The 18,531-nt window shown below is 59.7% G+C and carries 16 protein-coding genes and 3 pseudogenes; 10 read left to right on the top strand and 9 right to left on the bottom strand.

Annotated elements, in window-relative coordinates; genetic code table 11:
- Positions 1-42: 42 nt before the first annotated feature.
- Complete coding sequence (locus OKW27_RS04140; RefSeq protein ID WP_429332635.1) at positions 43-1,131, bottom strand: hypothetical protein; 1,089 nt, start codon at positions 1,129-1,131, stop codon at positions 43-45.
- 22 nt (positions 1,132-1,153) lie between these two features.
- Positions 1,154-1,594: a hypothetical protein gene (locus tag OKW27_RS04135; RefSeq protein ID WP_429332634.1), complete on the bottom strand. Its 441-nt coding sequence runs from the start codon at positions 1,592-1,594 to the stop codon at positions 1,154-1,156.
- Between the two features lie 1,016 nt (positions 1,595-2,610).
- On the opposite strand from OKW27_RS04135, the gene OKW27_RS04130 reads away from it, so the two are divergent.
- Positions 2,611-4,245, top strand: coding sequence for an NADP-dependent glyceraldehyde-3-phosphate dehydrogenase (locus OKW27_RS04130; protein ID WP_429332633.1), 1,635 nt, complete (start codon positions 2,611-2,613; stop codon positions 4,243-4,245).
- 117 nt (positions 4,246-4,362) lie between these two features.
- Here the strand turns inward: OKW27_RS04130 and OKW27_RS04125 are convergent, their stop codons facing one another.
- Both OKW27_RS04125 and OKW27_RS04120 read right to left on the bottom strand, forming a co-directional pair.
- Entirely contained in the window at positions 4,363-4,809 is a 447-nt protein-coding gene (locus OKW27_RS04125; protein WP_018422638.1) for an SRPBCC family protein, read from the bottom strand.
- Between the two features lie 349 nt (positions 4,810-5,158).
- Positions 5,159-5,522 (bottom strand): annotated as a pseudogene (locus tag OKW27_RS04120) (transposase); the annotation flags it as partial.
- A 281-nt stretch (positions 5,523-5,803) separates the two neighbouring features.
- Between OKW27_RS04120 and OKW27_RS04115 the strand changes: the two are divergent.
- Together OKW27_RS04115 and OKW27_RS04110 are read left to right on the top strand one after the other, a co-directional pair.
- Complete coding sequence (locus tag OKW27_RS04115) at positions 5,804-6,664, top strand: sterol desaturase family protein (protein ID WP_184074457.1); 861 nt, start codon at positions 5,804-5,806, stop codon at positions 6,662-6,664.
- Positions 6,661-7,818: an acyltransferase family protein gene (locus OKW27_RS04110; RefSeq protein WP_429332632.1), complete on the top strand. Its 1,158-nt coding sequence runs from the start codon at positions 6,661-6,663 to the stop codon at positions 7,816-7,818. The genes OKW27_RS04115 and OKW27_RS04110 overlap by 4 nt, the downstream gene beginning before the upstream one ends.
- Positions 7,819-7,854: 36 nt before the next feature.
- Here OKW27_RS04110 and OKW27_RS04105 read toward each other — a convergent pair.
- Positions 7,855-7,941, bottom strand: a pseudogene (locus OKW27_RS04105) (IS5/IS1182 family transposase); the annotation flags it as partial.
- A gap of 89 nt (positions 7,942-8,030) precedes the next feature.
- On the opposite strand from OKW27_RS04105, the gene OKW27_RS04100 reads away from it, so the two are divergent.
- Positions 8,031-8,765, top strand: a complete 735-nt coding sequence (locus OKW27_RS04100; RefSeq protein ID WP_187612316.1) for a haloacid dehalogenase type II — start codon at positions 8,031-8,033, stop codon at positions 8,763-8,765.
- Here OKW27_RS04100 and OKW27_RS04095 read toward each other — a convergent pair.
- Positions 8,748-9,347, bottom strand: a complete 600-nt coding sequence (locus OKW27_RS04095) for an NUDIX domain-containing protein (protein WP_429332631.1) — start codon at positions 9,345-9,347, stop codon at positions 8,748-8,750. The genes OKW27_RS04100 and OKW27_RS04095 overlap by 18 nt on opposite strands.
- A gap of 79 nt (positions 9,348-9,426) precedes the next feature.
- Between OKW27_RS04095 and OKW27_RS04090 the strand changes: the two genes are divergently transcribed.
- The 6 genes from OKW27_RS04090 (at position 9,427) to OKW27_RS04065 (ending at position 16,614) form a co-directional block, all read left to right on the top strand.
- Positions 9,427-10,182, top strand: a complete 756-nt coding sequence (locus tag OKW27_RS04090; RefSeq protein ID WP_184045063.1) for a DeoR/GlpR family DNA-binding transcription regulator — start codon at positions 9,427-9,429, stop codon at positions 10,180-10,182.
- A 341-nt stretch (positions 10,183-10,523) separates the two neighbouring features.
- Positions 10,524-11,324 carry a transporter substrate-binding domain-containing protein gene (locus tag OKW27_RS04085; protein ID WP_018422645.1) on the top strand — a complete coding sequence of 267 codons (801 nt, stop codon included), beginning with the start codon at positions 10,524-10,526 and terminating at the stop codon, positions 11,322-11,324.
- A gap of 361 nt (positions 11,325-11,685) precedes the next feature.
- Positions 11,686-13,359 carry an alpha,alpha-trehalase TreA gene (treA, locus tag OKW27_RS04080; RefSeq protein ID WP_429332630.1) on the top strand — a complete coding sequence of 558 codons (1,674 nt, stop codon included), beginning with the start codon at positions 11,686-11,688 and terminating at the stop codon, positions 13,357-13,359.
- Between the two features lie 54 nt (positions 13,360-13,413).
- Positions 13,414-13,782: a DUF2784 domain-containing protein gene (locus tag OKW27_RS04075; RefSeq protein ID WP_090810742.1), complete on the top strand. Its 369-nt coding sequence runs from the start codon at positions 13,414-13,416 to the stop codon at positions 13,780-13,782.
- A gap of 636 nt (positions 13,783-14,418) precedes the next feature.
- A complete protein-coding gene (locus OKW27_RS04070) occupies positions 14,419-16,164 on the top strand; it encodes a S10 family serine carboxypeptidase-like protein (RefSeq protein ID WP_429332629.1) in 1,746 nt (581 codons plus the stop codon).
- Between the two features lie 57 nt (positions 16,165-16,221).
- Entirely contained in the window at positions 16,222-16,614 is a 393-nt protein-coding gene (locus OKW27_RS04065; RefSeq protein WP_429332628.1) for a 2-oxoglutarate dehydrogenase, read from the top strand.
- A 115-nt stretch (positions 16,615-16,729) separates the two neighbouring features.
- On the opposite strand, the gene OKW27_RS04060 is transcribed toward OKW27_RS04065, so the two are convergent.
- From OKW27_RS04060 to OKW27_RS04050, 3 genes and pseudogenes are all read right to left on the bottom strand, one after another.
- On the bottom strand, positions 16,730-17,143 hold the full coding sequence (locus tag OKW27_RS04060; protein WP_429332845.1) for a VOC family protein: 414 nt from the start codon (positions 17,141-17,143) through the stop codon (positions 16,730-16,732).
- Between the two features lie 111 nt (positions 17,144-17,254).
- Positions 17,255-17,443, bottom strand: a pseudogene (locus OKW27_RS04055) (amidohydrolase family protein); the annotation flags it as partial.
- Positions 17,444-17,451: 8 nt separating this feature from the next.
- Positions 17,452-17,985 carry a helix-turn-helix transcriptional regulator gene (locus tag OKW27_RS04050; RefSeq protein ID WP_429332627.1) on the bottom strand — a complete coding sequence of 178 codons (534 nt, stop codon included), beginning with the start codon at positions 17,983-17,985 and terminating at the stop codon, positions 17,452-17,454.
- Between the last annotated feature and the right edge of the window lie 546 nt (positions 17,986-18,531).

The following is an 18,531-nucleotide window of genomic DNA, read 5'->3' as shown; positions in this document are numbered from 1 at the left end:
GGAAGCAAAAGCTCTGCTCGACACGAATCGCGGGTTCGACAGTCAACCTCCGCGCACCTCGTCGCTTTCGCCTGCCGAGTCTGTCGCCTCCCAATCCGCCTTCGTCGTTGCTGCTGGCGTCACCGGCTTGATACGTGTCCACCACGCGGTATTTGCCGGTGCATGGAAGCGGAACTGCGTGCTCCATGCCGCCCAGAACTCCCGCTGTGCGGCCTGGGACGTCGGGAGAACAAAACCTAATTTCTCAGCGAGTGCCGGCAGATAAAGGTCAAACGCTGATTTGACAACGTCGCCCCAGCTTCTTGCCTCTAGAATCGCAAGCCGATACGCAATTGCCGCAATGGCGGCCGCAATCGCAGCGTTCTGAAAAAGATCCGCCAACAGGTAATTACCGGCCAGTCCGTCGGCAAGCCAGATGTCAATCGCTCGCACCATGGTAAAGATGGACGTAAAGGTACCCAGAACGACGAGTCCGACCAGAAAGTCGACTGGCGCTCTCGCATCGGCGATGATTGCCTGATAGTCCTTTGGGATGACTGCAAGAAGACGCGGCCATACGAATATGCTGTCAACCTTATAGACTTCGCTCGAGTAACCCTCGAATGCACGCAACGTGTTCCCAAAGGCCGTAGGAAGAACGAGATTTTCATGCCGGGGGAAATCACGGGCGTTCCGCTCCTGGTTGCGGTACAGCCTCGCCCTTACGGTGGCTCGGTTCGATTCAGCCTTTCTGTATTCCAACGATTCCTTTGAGGCTTTAAGCCGCTCGATTGTACTGTTCTCTGTAGCGAGTTCCGTACGGAGGCGTTCTATGAGGTCCAGCTGACGATTGCGGCGATTTCGCTCATCGCGCTTCCAGGCCTCGCGATTGAATGGCCATTTGTATCCTTCGAGGACCTGATAAAACCAGTTGTTCAATACCAACAGGATCAGCGATAGGACCCATACGATGATGAGGAAAGAGAACAGGCTTCCAACCTTGTCGCTGTCCGAGGTCGCTTTGAGTAGCAAATCGCAAAATGCCGGGATATCGGCGTTTGCCGCGAGAAAGCCTGTAAAGCCAAGCAGGGCCGGCAAAAAGAAGCCGAGGATAAATGCTTTGTCCAGCAGTTTCGATAGGCCCGAGAGCATCGGAGATTATCCCTTGGCAAGTTCAGCGACGCACTGGCGGCGGGTTGTCGTCATCTGGGTCCTGCTGCGACTGTCCCGGAAGACCTCCGAATTGAAGAGCCCGGTGAACCGCATTCAAATCGATGCTTGCCAGTTTGCTCGCAGGCGTTGCTGAGCCGGAGTCGTCTACAAGATGTTGATAGAGGAAATCGACAACCGCACTGAGCGCATTGAGGGCGCTCGCGTAATCTCGTGCAATCGCCAGGTCGTGGACTTCTACGGCCCGCCTCATCACCAATTCGCGTAGCGGTTCCGGTGCTGATTCGTATTGGCGAGCAAACGCGGCGTTCCGTTTGATCTCTTCAAGCCGGTCAATCGCTTTTGAGGCACTGCGGCGGCTCTGCCCCCTAGGTACATGCGTGGCGCTGCGCCCGACCACTTTTGTCAGCAGTTCGACGATTTCACGAGATGAGTTTTCTTTCATCCTGGCTCTCCAAGGGGAAAACACACTCGCCTCCCCAGCCCCGCCCGGTCGTCAATGCTCGAACCGTTACTCGATGTTAGTACAGCTGTTCGGTAGGAGGAAACAGTATATCGGTGCGCAGGCCGCAGAAGTGTCACGTGGACTTCGCAACAAGTGAACTATCGCCGGGTTCCTCGCTGCCTCGCACATACGGTTGGTCAAGCGAGCGGCACAGGACAATCCCTGAACGCTTGCCGGGCAATGTTCAGGAACATGCGGGCGCAATTCTCCGCAGCGAAATGTTGGTTTCCGACCGTCGCTGCCCGGTCAAAGTGTAGGGTGAGTCCCACCACCGAGTCCACGTCGCCACTGTCACGCGAGCATTCAACGCCTACGCAGCCCGTTAGCGGCACGCTTGCCTGACAGCCCCTCCGTCGGCACGGTCTTTGCGTCCAGAAAATGCGTCAACCGGAGATAGCCATGATGCGATGTTTTGCGGACTTCGCTCCCAAGCAAGCGCTGCGCGGCAGTGCAGCCGTACTTGCTGCCACCATACTCCTAACAGCATGCGGGACGGGAATGGCGGCATTCGCCGGACTGCTTCCGAAATCCGACGGGGTAGCGACCGCAGTGACCGCTACGCCGTTGGTCGAACTGCAGACCACGATGACGAATCTAATCGAATCCGGTTACGAGGACATTTCCGCAGCTACTGACTAAGCTCGCCCGCAAGCTCGGCGGTGCCGCGCCGCGCCACGTGATATCACTGTCGGAACCGACTTCACCGTTTATCAGGTGTTGAACACGGTTCGTCTTCAACTCTGTTCTCTGCCATTAGCTATGCTTCTCTCTGTGTCTTGCGCCCGCCGCGAAGCACGGCCACCAAACACCGGCACAGTCGCTTGCGCACGACCCAATGATCGGTCCGACAGGTACCGTTACGTCACCAGCGGGTAGGCACGGTCGCATTGATTGCGTTCGAGCAATGCCCAACACCTGGCGGACCACCGCGTACTGCACGAACATAGGAGCGAAACGTGGCAAATATTGACTTCGAGAACCTCCGGCAGTTGTTTCCAGTCACCGACGATATTCCCGATTCCGTCCGCCTCGCGGAGCCGATTCATCAGCGCGTCTCGCTCGTCGATGGAGAACTGAAGGCATGGGATGGCGCCTGCAAGAGCGTGCAGTCGCCAGTTTGCGTGCGACAAGCCTCCGGCGACGCTGAACAGGTCGTAATTGGCAGTTATCCGGTCATGGGCGAGGTCGAGAGCGATGCCGCGCTGAACGCGGCCGTGCGAGCCTACGATCACGGCCGCGGTGAGTGGCCAACGATGACAGTCGCGCAGCGCATCGGCTGCATGCAAGACTTCATTCGTCTCATGGCCGCCAGTCGCCATGAGATTGTGAATCTGATCATGTGGGAAATCGGCAAGAGCCTTGCCGATTCGCAGAAGGAGTTCGACCGCACCATCAGCTATATGCAAGACACTATCTCGGCGCTCAAGGAGCTAGACAATAGCAACTCGCGCTTTGTCATCGCCGAGGGCACCATCGGCCAGATTCGCCGCACCCCGCTGGGCGTCGTACTGTGCATGGGGCCTTACAACTATCCGCTGAACGAAACGTTCGCGACGCTCATTCCCGCATTGCTGATGGGCAACACCGTCGTGTTCAAGCCGCCCCAATATGGCACGCTGCTGTTCTTTCCACTGCTCGAGGCTTTCCGCTCTGCTTTCCCGAAAGGCGTCGTCAACACGATTTATGCACCGGGTGCGGTGGTGGTGCCACACATGCTCGCCTCAGGAAAGATCGACGTGCTTGCCCTCATCGGCTCAAGCAAGGTTGCAGACCACCTGAAAAAACAGCACCCAAAGTCGCATCGGCTACGCGCCGTTCTCGGCCTTGACGCCAAAAACGCCGCGATTGTGTTGGCTGACGCCGACATAGACCTCGCCGTGAAGGAATGTCTGCTCGGTACGTTGTCGTTCAATGGTCAACGGTGCACAGCGCTCAAGATATTGATGGTGCACCGCTCGATCGCCGATACGTTTCTTCAGCGCTTTAACGCAGCGCTCAAAAATCTCAAGGTCGGCATGCCGTGGGAACAGGGTGTGTCCATTACACCGCTGCCGGGCATGCATCGCACGGCCTACATGACTCAGGCAATTGACGATGCGAAAGCGAAAGGCGCGGCGGTCGTGAACGAAGGGGGTGGCGTGTTCTGCAAAACTCTTTTCTATCCGGCCGTGGTGTACCCCGTGAAGGAAGGGATGATGCTCTATCGTGAGGAGCAGTTCGGACCGATCATCCCAGTCGTGCCGTTCGATGACATTGATACACCACTCGAGTATGTCATCACTTCGGACCACGGTCAGCAGGTCAGCATTTTCGGCACCGACGCTGCCCAAATTGGATCGCTGGTCGACCCGCTCGTCAATCAGGTGTGCCGCGTCAATCTCAACAGCCAGTGCCAGCGAGGCCCAGACGTCTTTCCGTTTGCCGGCCGCAAGGATTCTGCGGAAGGTACGCTATCGGTCACCGATGCGTTGCGCGCGTTCTCGATTCGCTCCATGGTCGCGGCCAAGGAGACCGACCTGAACAAGACGCTGTTCGATACGATGGTCACGAATCATCACTCGAAGTTCGTGAATACCGGTTTTATCTTTTAGCGGCTCGATGGGTATCGAGCTCGAGTCCCGGTGCGGAGATTCAGCGCGCGACGCCGTAAAGGTCAGCGCATCGCGCGCATGGTTGAGTGAAAGGGAGCAAGCGGCTGTTATTGAATGTCAGTCCGCAATCTCCGGCTCGACCAGCTTCGCCAGTTGCGCGAGCGACTCCTGCCAGCCGAGGTAACACATCTCGACCGGAATCATCTCGGGGATGCCTTCCTGCACGATGTTCAGTTCGGTCCCGCACGACACCTGCCGCAACGAAACGGTCGTGTGCATCTGACCGGGCAGATTCGGGTCGTCGAAATGGTCCGAATAGCGGATCTTCTCGAACGGCACCAGTTCGATGTACTCGCCACCGAACGAGTGCCCCTTGCCCGAGCCGAAGTTATGAAACGACATCCTGTAGGTGCCGCCGACGCGCGCATCCATCTGATGCACGTCGCAGGTGAAGCCATACGGCGGTAGCCATTTCGCCATCGCGGCGGGTTCGAGGAACGCGCGATAGATACGCTCGGGCGTCGTGCGCAAAACACGGTGGAATTTGACGGTTCCGGTAGCCATGATGAGTGTGCCTTTCACTGGAGGGGTTGAACATACTGTCACGACGCGCCCGCGTTGCGGGAATCGACACGCATGAGACCAGGCAAAACCCGTAAACGGTTGACACTCGTTTAACAGGTATATCGCCCCATACGGACTGCGTTGCGGTCGAAGCGTCCCCGGTCGCCATAGCGTCCCCGTCCTTTTTTAGATGATCGATGATTGCAACGCATCAGGGACCGCCGGCCTACGCCGGCCATTGAAGTCCGGATGCATGGCTGCAATCGTTACCTCAATCCGTTGCAAACGAGAACTTGGCAAGCCGGGGGCGTCCATGCATGGTGTATAGGCAACTTGATGAGCGGGGACTTCAGGCGGCGAGTTTCTGCTGAACCGGTTGATCGTCTTTCACCGGTTCGCCATCCCTGAAGGCAATGCCTTCCAGCAACAGCTTGATCTTTTCGGGCCCTTGACGCGGCGCCAGGCTTTCTCGGCTTCCTCGATCAGCTTGAATGCCAGACCAAGGAAGGTGGGTCGCGACACACAGTTGCGCGTGCGCGTCGTACGGTGTCGCACCGTCGCGAACGTCGACTCGATCGCATTCGTGGTCCGCAAATGCTGCCAGTGCTCAGCCGGGAAGTCGTAAAACGCCAGCAGGCTTTCCCGGTCCTTCTTCAACGTTTCCGTTGCCTTCGATATTTCGACGCGTAGACCGTCACGAAACGATCAAACGCGCCTTCCATTCGCCATTCGAGGTCTTTGCCCCAACACTTGCTTCAGCAGCTCAACCTCAAGGCTCTAAACATTAAACCCGCCGTTGCGCTTCGACCTTGAAACCGCCGTTTACGTACGGCCATAAAACATAATTCGTATTACATATAGGCGATACCCGCTGAATGATGGCCGAAACTGACGGTGTGATGCGCCCCCGAGAGCACCCGTGTCCCACTATCCTCATAGCAGCGTTGTGCAGCACAGCATTCGAAGACCTCCACATCTCGAATCGGGGAAAAAGATGCAAACGTTCGATGTGTTGACTTATGTTGCTCATACCTTGCGTGCGGGAGAGCGCGTAGCTGTTGCCTCTATTCTCTGCGTCGCCGTCGAGATAATGCTGCCGTATGGCAAGGTGTCGTTTGCATCACGCGCACGCGGCATTCTGTTTCACATTTGTTATTTGTTTATAGGTGGGCTTTTCTTCGAACTTTATCATTCTGTGATCGTCGCACTGCATATCCGACCGCTTTTCTCGATATCGCTTGACGGCGTATTGGATTCGCCGCGGCCAGTCTGGCATGCCACCGGCATCGCCCTTGCTATCGCTGGGGCGATACTGATTGGTGATTTGCTGTACTACTGGTTCCATCGCGCGCAGCATACGTTCGGTTTCTTATGGCGGTTCCACCAGGTCCACCATTCGATTCGCGAGATGAATGTGTGGAACTGCAATATGCATGTATCGGAGGAGTTGCTCCGTCCCCTCGTTGTCACGCTTCCAATGGCACTACTGATCGACTTCCATCCTCCTTTCCTATGGTCGTTGATTGGCATGGTGATACTCATTCAGGGCACCTTCGAGCACGCCGATACACGCATCAGCTTTGGCCCGATTTCCTATCTGTTCCCAGACAATCGATTTCATCGAATTCATCATTCAGTCGAGTTGCGCCATTACAACCGAAATTTCGCTGCAGTCGTGACCTTATGGGACGTATTGTTTGGGACCGCACACTTCCCGAAGAAAGGCGAATGGCCCGAGGTCGGTCTTGACTACACTGATGAACCTGACGGTCTGGTTGATTATCTGCTGATGCCATTCACCGTCAGGCTACCCGCCACCGCTGTACAAGACCCATCCCCCCGGAGGACGGAATGATGTCCCCACTCGCAACGACACTCGGATCGCGGCTTGCCGATGCGAAAAACAGGCCATCGGGTTTCGACTACATGCGTCTCGTGCTCGCCGTCCTCGTGGTCGCGAGCCACACCATTAACGTCTGTTATGGTCACAAGTTCACTCAAGCAGTATGGTCCGGGCCTGCACGAGCACCGCTCGCGCTAATTTTGCCAATGTTCTTCGCTCTGAGCGGTTTCCTGGTTGCTGGCAGCTTCGAACGTTGCCGCACGATCGTTTCCTTCTGCGGGCTGCGGGTACTGCGGCTGCTACCCGCATTGGCGGTCGACACGCTGATCGCCGCATTGCTGATCGGGCCGTTCTTTACCACGCTTCCACTTCATCAATATTTCACTGATCCCGAGTTCCGGGCGTACTTCCTGAACATTCTCGGAGACGTCCATTTCGCGCTGCCAGGTATGTTCGCCAACAATCCTTGGCCGGATGCAATCAATCAGCAATTGTGGACGTTACCGTTCGAACTAGCCTGTTACGTCGCATTGACTATTGCGTCGTATGCCGGCATGGCACAACGACCGCATCTTTTACTCGCCGCATCGATTGGTGCGAACGTCTTACTCGTTGCGCTTGCGCACCGTTCCGGTTCGGCTGGTATAACCGTACACGGACCGATGCTCGTTCTCTGTTTCTTCTATGGCGTTTGCGCGTACCAGTTCCGCAACCGGATCGTCTGGAGTTCATGGCTCTGTGTGCTATCTGGCCTCGTCGCAGTGATTTGCCTATCCGTTCGCGGCGCGGATTACTTCGCGGCGCTGCCCGCCACCTATCTGACCGTCTTTCTCGGACTCACGCAACCAAGACGCCACCGCTTTGTCGCAAGCGGTGACTACTCATACGGCATCTTTCTTTACGGTTTCCCGATACAGCAAACTGTGGCCGCGATGCTTGCCCCGGCCGCCCTCACCTGGTACGTTCATTTTCCGATTTCCCTCGCCCTCACACTTCTCTTTGCAATGATGTCGTGGCATGGCGTCGAAAAGCGTGCCCTGAAACTGCGCGGCTTGCTGGACCGTATCGAAACCGGTGCGTTGCATATTGCCGCCGCCGTACCGGGGGGGCGATATCTCGTACCGGCGCCCGCGGTCCGAATCACGAAGTCGCCGACCCTCGAATGATCGTCAGAAGGCGGGGATAGGCAGCCGCAGAGATTCAATCTCGCGCAATTCGTAGCGGCGCTGCGGGGCGTCTTTGCTCATCAAGGTCAGATACGGAGCAGCGAAATACCACTCTTCATCCAATACATCCGTTGGGTAGGGCCTGCGTTTTTTCGAAGTTCATAACACGCATCTAAGATGGGTGGTTCCCGTCAGAGCCACAAAGGAAGGTCATGGGCATCGACTCGACACATCAAACCGCCATCAAAGCTTTCGTGTTCGATGTCTTCGGAACCGTGGTTGACTGGCGAAGCGGCGTCGCGCGCGAAGCGCAACCGTTTCTGCAGCGGCACGCGCCGAATCTCGACGCATCCGACTTCGCGGACGCATGGCGACGCGAGTATTCGCCCGCGATGGAAGAAGTGCGTAGCGGACGCAGACCGTATGTGCGTCTCGACGTGCTGCACCGGGAAAACCTCGTCAAAGTGCTGGCGCGTTTCGGCATCGCCAACGTTCCCGAACCGGAAATCGATGAGTTGAACCTGGCCTGGCATCGGCTGGACCCCTGGCCCGATGCCGTCGACGCATTGCGGCGCCTGAAGGCGCGCTTCATCATCGCACCGCTATCCAACGGCAACATTCGCCTGATGGTGGACATGGCAAAGCGTGCCGGTCTGCCTTGGGATGCCATTCTCGGTGCCGAAGTCGTCCGCGCTTATAAACCCTCGCCGCTGGTCTATAGCGAAACGGCGGAAATTCTCGGCATTGCGCCACGCGAATTATGCCTCGTGGCCGCACACAACAACGATCTCGCCGCTGCCCGGCGCGTCGGCTTGAGCACCGCGTTCGTCGTGCGACCCACCGAGCATGGCCCTCAACAGACGAGCGATCTGAAAGCGGACGAGGCGTGGGACTTCATCGTCGACGATCTGCACGAACTCGCGACGCAACTAGGCTGCGCGCGCTGACGCAAACCCACGCAAGGCGACGTGCTGCAACAGCATGATCGTCTTGCCGTCGACGATTTCCCCTGCGTCGACCGCTCGCAACGCGGCTTGCAACGGCATTTCGATCACCTCGAGATCTTCCCCTTCATCCTCGACGCCGCCGCCGTCGTTGACCCGCATCGACGCGTCGTACTCGCCGACATAGAAGTAGAGCTTTTCGGTTACGGATCCCGGGCTCATGTAGGCCTCGAAAATCTTGTGGACCTGACCCACGCGATACCCCGTTTCCTCCTCGACTTCGAGCCGGATGCGTTCTTCCGGCGAAGCGTTGTCGAGCAACCCGCCCGGCGCTTCGATCATCATGCCGTCGTGACCGTTCACGAACGCGGGCATGCGGAATTGTCGCGTGAGTATCACGTTGCCGGTGCGCGGACTGTGCAGCAGGATCGTCGCGCCGTTGCCGCGATCGTAGGTCTCGCGGTTCTGCCGCTGCCATGTGCCATCGCGACGCAGAAAGTCGAACGTCACCTTCTTCAGCGTGTACCAGTCGTCGGATAGCAAGGTCGTTCCGACGATGCGAACCCGGTCTTTCGTTGCGGTCATGGCGCCTCCTGTCGACCATGGACAATGATTCATGGTATCGTGCAACTTCGTGCACTTTCAAGATATTTCGTGCAATGCAATGTTGACGACCCAACGCAAGAAAGCGATCCTCGACGAACTCGCGCGCAACGGGCAGGTCCTGGCAGGCGAGCTGAGCGCGGCGTTTGGCGTGTCGGAAGACACGATCCGCCGCGATCTACGCGAACTGGCCGCGCAGGGGCGCTTGCAGCGGGTCCACGGCGGCGCGTTGCCCGCGTCGGCGGCGCTCGCGTCATTCGAGCAGCGTCAGGACATCGAGACGCTCGCCAAGCGGCGCATCGCTCGGCGAGCGGTCGAACTGATCGCGCCGGGGCAAACCGTGATCGTCGACGGCGGCACCACGTCGGCGCTATTGGTCCAGGCGCTGCCGTCCGATTTGCACGCGACCATCGTCACGCATAGTCCGAGCGTCGCCACGGCGCTTGCCGCGCATCCTTGTGTCGAGGTGATCCTGATTGGCGGCCGGCTTTACAAACATTCGATCGTGGCCGTCGGCGCCGCGGCGATGGAAGGCATTTCGCGCATCCATGCCGACCTGTACTTCATGGGGGTGACCGGCGTGCATCCCAGCGCTGGGCTGAGCACCGGTGACTTCGAGGAAGCCGCGATCAAGCGCGCGCTCGCCGCACGGGCGGCGGAAACGGTCGTGCTCGCGTCATCGTCGAAACTGAACGCCGCATCGCGGTTCGTGATCGGCGAGATCAAACTCGCGCAGACCATCGTGGTCGAGAAGAAGACCCGCGCGGAATTGACGAAGCCGATCGAAGCGGCTGGGGTGACTGTGGTGAGAGCGTAGGGGTGGCGCGCCCTGGATCACGCGTCCGTCGGGCGTACGCCGCCCGATCACTCCCGCGCCTGACGGATAGACATAGAAGGCGCCGGTCGGACGAGGACAATAGAGTCCATCGATCGCATTCAGTCTATCCACCACGAGATCGCGCCGCTGCGATTTTTCGAAGCCGGAGTTTCATCCGCGCGCGCCCGCTTCCGAACAAAGATAAAACAGGCGACTTCTGGAGTGCTAGGATGACGCGCGCAACCCGGCTTGTTCCACGAAGCGACACTGCCGGGTTGCCGACGCGATGGTGAAATCGTTGCGTTGCGCAGCCTGATACTCAAGTACAGAGGAGACACTCAATGAAACTTTCGAAGCTGCTTATAAACGCGTTGGCGCTCTCGGCTCTCAGCTTTACCGCGGTCGCGGCTCATGCCGAAGATCTGCTCGACTCGGTCAAACAGGCCGGAGTCCTGAAGATCGGTCTCGAAGGCACCTATCCGCCGTTCGACTCGCGCAACAAGGACGGCGAGCTCGAAGGCTTCGACGTCGATGTCGCGAAAGCCGTGGCGGCGAAACTCGGCGTAAAGCCGGTATTCATTCCGACCGAGTGGAGCGGCATTATCGCGGCGCTGCAGAGCGGCAAATTCGACGTGATCATCAATCAGGTCACCATTACCCCGCAACGCAAACAGGTTCTTGATTTCAGCCAGCCGTACACGTACTCGGCCGCGCAGCTGATCCAACGGGCGGACGACAAGCGTGAGTTCAAATCGCTCGACGAATTCAAGGGCGACAAGAAGATCGGCGTGACGCTCGGCACCAACTACGACCAGATGGCCCGCGCGGTACCTGGCATCAACGTGCAAACTTATCCGGGTGCACCCGAGAAACTGCGCGATCTCGCCGCCAGGCGTATCGATGCGACGATCGACGACCGGCTGATGCTGCCGTACATCATCAAGAACTCGCAGTTGCCGTTGCGTACGGGCGCGGTGCTAAAAGGCGCCGAGCAGGAAATGGGCATCCCGTTCCGCAAGGACAATCCGAAGTTCGCGAAAGCACTCGACGACGCGCTGACCCAAATGAAGCAGGACGGCACGCTCAAGAAGATCTCGATGCACTGGTTCGGCACGGACGTGACTCAGCCTATCGCGCAGTAATTTTCTCGTTGTTCTCGCGTACCCGCGCCGAGCTGCCGAATGGTCGACGCGGGTACGCCGCTTGCTCGCTGAGCGGTTTCTGCCGCGCAATCGCTCGCGATCAACGCTTCCATTGCTTCGAATCACGAAGCAAGCGCGGATACGCCATTACGCGCACCTTCTCCCTCGTTCATCACGTTTCATTCTTCGTGCTGAATGCATGCACGCTCTGCTGCGCCGCAGTTGCCTGATGCTTCGAAAGCGTGCGATGCTTTCGGAGCCATTGATCCGGCCACCTCGTGTCGGACTCGCATGTCGCCGGGAGACGACCTCGAATGGCACGCGATGAGACCAGTGAAATGCCCACAACCTTGGAGGCATCATGAGCATTCAATCACTGTCTCGCAGCCGCAACGCATCAACCGCCCATCTCTTCCCCAGCTCAAGTAAGTACTTCGTGCCGCGGCGTTCGCCGATCACGCTCGGCGTCGCCTGCATCGCCTCGCTCGTCTTCGCATCCGCGAGCTGTCTGGCCGATATCCAGGTGGGCGCTACGCTGCCGCCGGCGCCCGACATTCTGTACGGCGATCTGTTCGTCGCCGTGCAAACCGCGCAGATCTTCGCCGACCAGAAGACGTTCGTCGACGCGACGCCGAATGGCAATCCCGCCGCGATCGTCCAGCTATACGAAACGCAGAAGAACCAGCCCGGCTTTTCGCTGCAGAAATTCGTCAGCCAGTACTTCACGCCGCCGCCCGATCAGAGCATCACGCCGCCGCCGAACCAGAGTCTGCGCGAGCACATCGACTGGCTCTGGGACGGCCTCACGCGCACGACGACGAGCGCGCCCGACTACAGCTCGCTGATCCCGCTGCCCAAACCATACGTCGTGCCGGGCGGCCGCTTTCGCGAAGGCTACTACTGGGATACCTATTTCACGATGCTGGGGCTGCAGGAGTCCGGACGTGAAGATCTCGTCGACGATATGCTCGACAACTTCGCGTACATGATCGACACGTTCGGCCACATACCGAACGGCAATCGCACGTACTATCTGAGCCGCTCGCAGCCGCCGTTCTACTCGTATATGGTGGAGCTCGCGGCGCAAAAGGAAGGCAACAAGGTTTATCAGAAGTACCTGCCTGTGCTGCGCAAGGAGTACGCGTACTGGATGCAAGGCTCGTCCAGCACGCCGCCCGGCGGCGCTACGCACAATGTGGTCGTGCTCAACGATGGCACCGTGCTGAACCGCTACTGGGACGATCTGGACACGCCGCGCGACGAGTCGTACCTCGAGGACGTGCAGACCGCGCAGGCGAGCGGCCGGCCGGCCAACCAGGTCTACCGCGATCTGCGCGCGACCGCCGAAAGCGGCTGGGATTTCAGCTCACGCTGGTTCGGCGACAACCAGAGGCTCGCAACGGTGCGCACGACATCGATCATCCCGGTCGATCTGAACAGCCTGTTGTTCCATCTGGAGACGACGATCGCGCGCGGCTGCTCGGAGACACGCGACTTCCGTTGCGTCGCGCAGTTCATCGGCTACGCGGCGCGGCGCGCGCAAGGCATCAACCGCTATCTGTGGAATAGCAACGGCTACTACGGCGACTATGACTGGCAACTCGGCAAGTCGCGCGACAACCAGACACCGGCGATGCTGTATCCGCTGATGGCCGGCGTGGCGTGGCCCGATCGCGCGTGGAAGACCGCCCAGACCGTGCAGAATGTGCTGCTCAAGCAGGGCGGCCTCACGACGTCGACCTATAACACCACGCAGCAATGGGACGCGCCGAACGGCTGGGCGCCGTTGCACTGGATCGCGATTCAGGGCCTCAAGCGCTACGGACGCGCCGACCTCGCGCAGCCGATCGGCACGCGCTTTCTCGCGGACGTCGAGAACGTCTACAACACGCAGCACAAGCTCGTCGAGAAATACGTCGTGGAAGGCGCGGGCGAAGGCGGCGGCGGGGGTGGCGAGTATCCGCTGCAGGACGGCTTCGGGTGGACCAATGGCGTAACCTTGATGCTGCTCGATCTGTATGGCAATGGGCAGTGAGTCCCCGCGGCATCGTCAAGCGAGTGTCGTGCGGCTAGTCCCAATGGAAGCAGAATGATCTGGCTCGCCAATATTGTTCTCGTGCTGCACGCGCTGATCGTGGTGTTTATCGTCGGCGGACTATTCGCCATCTGGATCGCCCACGGTTTGGGACTCCCGTGGGCGCGCAATCGCACATTCCGGACGGTACATGTTCTCGCCATCGGTATCGTGGCGACCCTTGCGGTGCTCAATGTGCCGTGCCCGTTAACCGTTCTGGAGGATCGTCTGCGCACGGGAACGGTCGGTCCGCAAGGCTTCATACAGCGCTGGGTCAGCGCCTGGCTGTATTACGACTTTCCGGGCTGGGTGTTCGTAGTCGCCTATGTCGCGTTCTTGCTGGCAGTGATTGTTACGTGGTTCCGAATTCGGCCACGAGCGTGACGGGCGTACCGCCGCCCCGCTCGCCGAAGCGATCGACGCCGCCCGGACGGAAATTCCCCAGCCTGCTATTTTTTTTAATTCTATTGAGGACGCGTTTTCACCGGTTAAATTTACCATTCAGTTATATTTATCAAATGCAATTAATTCCGACGACATAGCCACGAAAATTCGCAGTTCGTCGTCGCCATTCAATGCAATTCGGATAAATCCGCCAGCGTTTTTCTGCCCCCATGCGGCGGCGACCGCGCCAACGCTCGATCTCAAAGCGCTACTCCTCCACAAAATCCGACTTTATTCTGAATCGCATAATTGCCGCTTGATCCTTGACAAGACCGCATTTCGCATCCTATTTTCACTCTTGCTGTAAGCAACGGAAAGATTCAATTTTAAATTTCTCTTGAAATGTCGAGATAAATCGACAGGGAATCCATTTATCCATTCAATTAGTAATTTCAGAAAGCGAATGGAAATATTGATGCAAGTATTTTGAATTAATGCATTGCGAAAAGCGGCCTTTGTGTAGCGGTATCACTCACCAGGGAACGAGATGAATCCAGACAGAGGAGTACCGACGATGGTCGCGTCCGTCGTCATGGCCGGCTCGCCGCGCTAAGCGCGCTGACACTCGGAATCGTTATGCTCGCCGGATGCGGCGGCAGCGACGGAGGTTCGTCGGCGTCGGCGGTACCGAGCGGCATGGCGCAGGTCGCCAATCAGGCGCAAGCGGCGTCGGCGCCGCAGACGCCATCCGCCAATCAGCCCTACACCGATCTCACCACCTATTCGACGAGTGCGACGTCCGGGATAGCCGCGTCGCTAGTCGCGGAGAAAGCGGCGATCATGCATTACCAATGGACGTCCGGCAGCACCACCGTCAATTACACGACGACCACCGGCCACCTGAGCGCGATGGATCTGACGAGCGGCGCACCCGAAGCGACGATGTCCTACGTGGCCTACACGGCGCCGAGCACGAATGGCAAACCGCGCCCCGTTACGTTCGTCTATAACGGCGGGCCGGGTTCTTCGTCGATCTGGCTGCGTCTCGGATCGTTCGCGCCGACGCGCGTCGCGACCACCGATCCGCTGCTGAACGGCACCAGCTGGCCGAACTATCCGCTTGTGAACAACACCGAGAGCCTGATCGACACGACCGATCTCGTGTTCATCGATCCGCCGGGCACGGGCCTCTCCGAAGCGATCCTGCCGAACACGAACCAGACCTACTGGAGCACCGATGCCGACGCGAACATCATGCGCGACTTCATCATCCGCTACCTGACGGTCAATTCACGCAGCAGCTCGCCGATCTATCTGTACGGCGAATCGTACGGCACGCCTCGCACCGACATCCTCGCGCTCGCGCTCGAATCGGCCGGCGTGCAACTGACGGGGATCACGCTGCAGTCTTCGATCCTGAACTACTTCGCGGATGCGATCGAGGCGGTGGCAATCACGGGTTCGCCCGACCAGCTCGCGCTCGAAACCGATACATTGAGCGGCTACATGCCTGGCTACGCCGAGGTCGCGGCGTACTACAACCAGGTATCGCCAGCGCCAGTGAGTCAGGCGACCTACGCGCTTCGCAGCGAGGCGTTCGTGACCGCCAACTACAACCTGTTCAAGAATTATTCGCTGTACTGGACCTTGAGCCAGCTCGGCGCGCCCACCTACGCGGGACCGCCGAACTTCCCGCCCACGTGGCTGGAGAAGTTCTGGGACGCCGAATCCGGTCTCACGTTGCAGGCGATGCAGGGCTACTTCAACGTCAATCCGTTCAACCTCACGCTGGTGCCAGGCTCGACGATAGGCCGCTACGATGGTCGGGTGTCGTTGCCCAACTCGGACTCGCGTCTGCAGAGCGACGGCGACCCGTCGGACATCCTGATCTCGCTGCCATTCACCAATGCGTTGGCGACACAGATGCCGGATTACCTCGGCTACACGGCGCCGAACGCGGCGTACATGCCGCTGAACGACGCGATCATCGAGGTGTGGGATTTCTCGCACGGCGGCCAGCCGCTGCCCGACACGATCCCCGATCTGCTCGGCGCGCTAAAGCTGAATCCGCAACTGAAGGTGCTGGCGGAAAACGGCTTCCACGATCTCGCCACGCCGTTCTTCAATACCGAGAAGCAGCTCGCGCGGCTCAAGACGGTCCAGGGTCTCAACCCGAATCTGCAGGTCAACTTCTTCCAGGGCGGACATATGATTTATCTGGATGACGAGGCGCGCCCGCAGATGAAGGCGGATCTCGCGGCCTTCTATGGCGGCACGCCGATAGCGGGCGCGCTGACGCTCGCGACGCTGCCTCAGCCGTGGGCCGACGAAGCGTCAGCCGCTACGCCGACGAGCGAGGCACTCGCCGCGGCCGCGCCCTGATCGGTGGTGGTTTCGCTTCGCGCGAAACCCTCTGACTACTTTTTATGGCGAAAGATCATGTCTTCACTCGATATCTTGCGACGTACTCTGGCATTGATTGTCCTCGGTGTGATCGTCGGCAGTGCGCATGCGTTGCCGCCCCAGCCGGTGGCGCCCGTGACGCTACCCAACGGCGAACACGGCGTGGACGGTCCGTTCTTTCCTCATAACCGTGCCAACGCGGTCGCGCCGACCACCGGCTCGACGCTGCAGCAGCAGGCTCAGCAGCGCGTGGAGAGCAGACTGGGCGCGAAATCGGTGCTCAGCAACGGCTCGTCGATCACCAAGGCCCAGGCGCAAAGCAATGGGCTTGGCTATATCGCCAGGCATTTTGACGAGATCGATACCGCGCATTCGGGCCGCGTGACGTTGAACGACGTTCGGCAGTATCTGCAGCAGCATCAGCAGTGAGAGTCCGATAGTCCAGTGATCCGGGATGACGGCGGGCGGTGCGTCGCGATCGTGCGACGCACCGCCCGCCGTATGCGGCTGCGCGCCGCGCCCGCGCGCGGCGGATCGCTCACGCTCACTTGCCTGTTGCCGCCTGGATCATCTTCCATCCATTGCCCGCCGGATCGCGAAAGCCCGCATCGACGCTGCCGAAACGATCCACCGGCTCCTGCGTGAATTCCACGCCGCGCGCCTTCAACTGCTCGTAGCTCGCGCGACAGTCGGCAACGGACAGCACCAATGGCGGCATCGCCCCCTTCGCGACCATCGCGCGCAGCGTTTGCGCGGTCGCTTCATCGTGGACCGGCGGCCCCGGCGCGAACAGTCCCAACTGGAAAGACGGCTGTTCCGGGTGCTGGACCGTGAGCCAGCGGTAAGCACCGTTGCTCACGTCGGTGTGGACGCGAAAGCCGAGTTTGTCGACGTAGAACGAAAGCGCCGCATCCTGATCGTCGACGTACAAACCGACCACATTGATACCCTGATTCATGACTCCTCCCTCGCTGGTTGAGGGTTCGACTGTATCGCTGGCCACGCGGCGGCGCTTCTCCAAAACTGCGATCGGCTGGTTCGGGCGTTTGCCCGGCCTTCGGCACGCCGGCGCGCCGGCTTCGGCGACGACTGCGCGAATCTCGTCCTCCGAGTAACCGAGCGCGCCGATCGGATCGGTCGGCAACGCGACGCCGCCGGAGGCCATGATCTTGATCTGGTCGGCGCCCATCTGCAGTTCTTCGCGCACGGCGCGGCGCAACGCGTCGACGCCATCGACGACCCGGCTCAATGCACCGATACCCTCATTCACGACGTCTCGCTGATAGGAGGCTCGGCAGTGTCGCCGACCACGCGGCGGCGCTTTTCCAGAACTGCGGTCGTCAGATCGGGGCGTTGCGCGGCCTTCAGCACGCAGGCGGGCACGCGATCGAGTTCAGCGGGATTGGCGCGTGCCTGCACGCGCATCTCGCTCGGGCTCAGGCCGGTAATGTCGCGAAAGACGCGGCCGAACGTGCCGAGGCTTTCCCAGCCGGTCGCGAACGCGATGTCGGTGATGCCGAGGTCGGTATCGCGCAGCAGTGTGGTGGCCTGCTCGATACGCCGCGTCAGCAGATAGCGGTGTGGCGGCACGCCGAAGGCCCGCTTGAACGAACGCGCGAAGTGCGCCTCCGACACGCCGCTGACTTCGGCCAGCCGCCGCACCGGCCAGGCTTCGTGCGAGGCGGCATCGATGCGGTCTTTCGCACGCAGCAGGCGACGCAGCAGAGCCGGGTCTTCGAGTGCGTCGGCGCCGCCCGAGACGGGGGTCGGCTGGACTGCAGGGTCGTGTGAGCCGGGCATATGTTCGCGTTAGAACCGATAGCCGATGCCCGGCCGCCGCCGCGCCGAGAACGATCGCGGCCATGAGGAGCGTCGAGGCAGGCTTTGTCATCGAGCGGCGGGCCTCGTGTTGATGGAAAGACGCACAAGCCGCGGCCCCTGGCCGCAACCCGAGGCCATTGTTGCACGGCTTTGCGTGAACCTCGCGTCAAAGGCCACTCGAAAATTTTTCGATTTATTTAAAGAGATGGCAATGGTGCTGTGGACGATACCGCGAAGAACACCGACGCGTTGACCCGGGTTCGGCGTCGAAGGCGGTCACGCAGGCGCTGGCGACCGGCAGCACCACGACTTCGTCGGCCGGCAAGATCGCGTTCGACGGCTACCTGAAGAACGTCGTGTTCGCCTACAACTACATCAGCACCGGCGACGACCGGCCAGACGTGGTCGGGTTCTTCACAGTAAGCAGCAAGCGTTAAACGCTGATGGCAACAGCGTGTGGCGGCGGTAAGCCGCACGCGTCGAGATAGACGTGTTTCATTCGACGGCCCGCGCGGACTATTCCGC

It is taken from the genome of Paraburkholderia sp. 35.1 (assembly GCF_050436525.1).
Lineage (GTDB): Bacteria > Pseudomonadota > Gammaproteobacteria > Burkholderiales > Burkholderiaceae > Paraburkholderia > Paraburkholderia tuberum.
This window is presented reverse-complemented; position numbering and strand designations above follow the sequence as displayed.

Bases quoted from the DNA above. Each gene is read 5' to 3' on its own strand.
- OKW27_RS04135 (WP_429332634.1), bottom strand. From the start codon at position 1,594: ATGAAAGAAAACTCATCTCGTGAAATCGTCGAACTGCTGACAAAAGTG.
- OKW27_RS04085 (WP_018422645.1), top strand. From the start codon at position 10,524: ATGAAACTTTCGAAGCTGCTTATAAACGCGTTGGCGCTCTCGGCTCTC.
- OKW27_RS04060 (WP_429332845.1), bottom strand. From the start codon at position 17,143: ATGAATCAGGGTATCAATGTGGTCGGTTTGTACGTCGACGATCAGGAT.
- treA (WP_429332630.1), top strand. From the start codon at position 11,686: ATGAGCATTCAATCACTGTCTCGCAGCCGCAACGCATCAACCGCCCAT.
- OKW27_RS04125 (WP_018422638.1), bottom strand. From the start codon at position 4,809: ATGGCTACCGGAACCGTCAAATTCCACCGTGTTTTGCGCACGACGCCC.
- OKW27_RS04100 (WP_187612316.1), top strand. From the start codon at position 8,031: ATGGGCATCGACTCGACACATCAAACCGCCATCAAAGCTTTCGTGTTC.
- OKW27_RS04050 (WP_429332627.1), bottom strand. From the start codon at position 17,985: ATGCCCGGCTCACACGACCCTGCAGTCCAGCCGACCCCCGTCTCGGGC.
- OKW27_RS04090 (WP_184045063.1), top strand. From the start codon at position 9,427: ATGTTGACGACCCAACGCAAGAAAGCGATCCTCGACGAACTCGCGCGC.
- OKW27_RS04110 (WP_429332632.1), top strand. From the start codon at position 6,661: ATGATGTCCCCACTCGCAACGACACTCGGATCGCGGCTTGCCGATGCG.
- OKW27_RS04140 (WP_429332635.1), bottom strand. From the start codon at position 1,131: ATGCTCTCGGGCCTATCGAAACTGCTGGACAAAGCATTTATCCTCGGC.
- OKW27_RS04075 (WP_090810742.1), top strand. From the start codon at position 13,414: ATGATCTGGCTCGCCAATATTGTTCTCGTGCTGCACGCGCTGATCGTG.
- OKW27_RS04095 (WP_429332631.1), bottom strand. From the start codon at position 9,347: ATGACCGCAACGAAAGACCGGGTTCGCATCGTCGGAACGACCTTGCTA.
- OKW27_RS04065 (WP_429332628.1), top strand. From the start codon at position 16,222: ATGTCTTCACTCGATATCTTGCGACGTACTCTGGCATTGATTGTCCTC.
- OKW27_RS04115 (WP_184074457.1), top strand. From the start codon at position 5,804: ATGCAAACGTTCGATGTGTTGACTTATGTTGCTCATACCTTGCGTGCG.
- OKW27_RS04070 (WP_429332629.1), top strand. From the start codon at position 14,419: ATGCTCGCCGGATGCGGCGGCAGCGACGGAGGTTCGTCGGCGTCGGCG.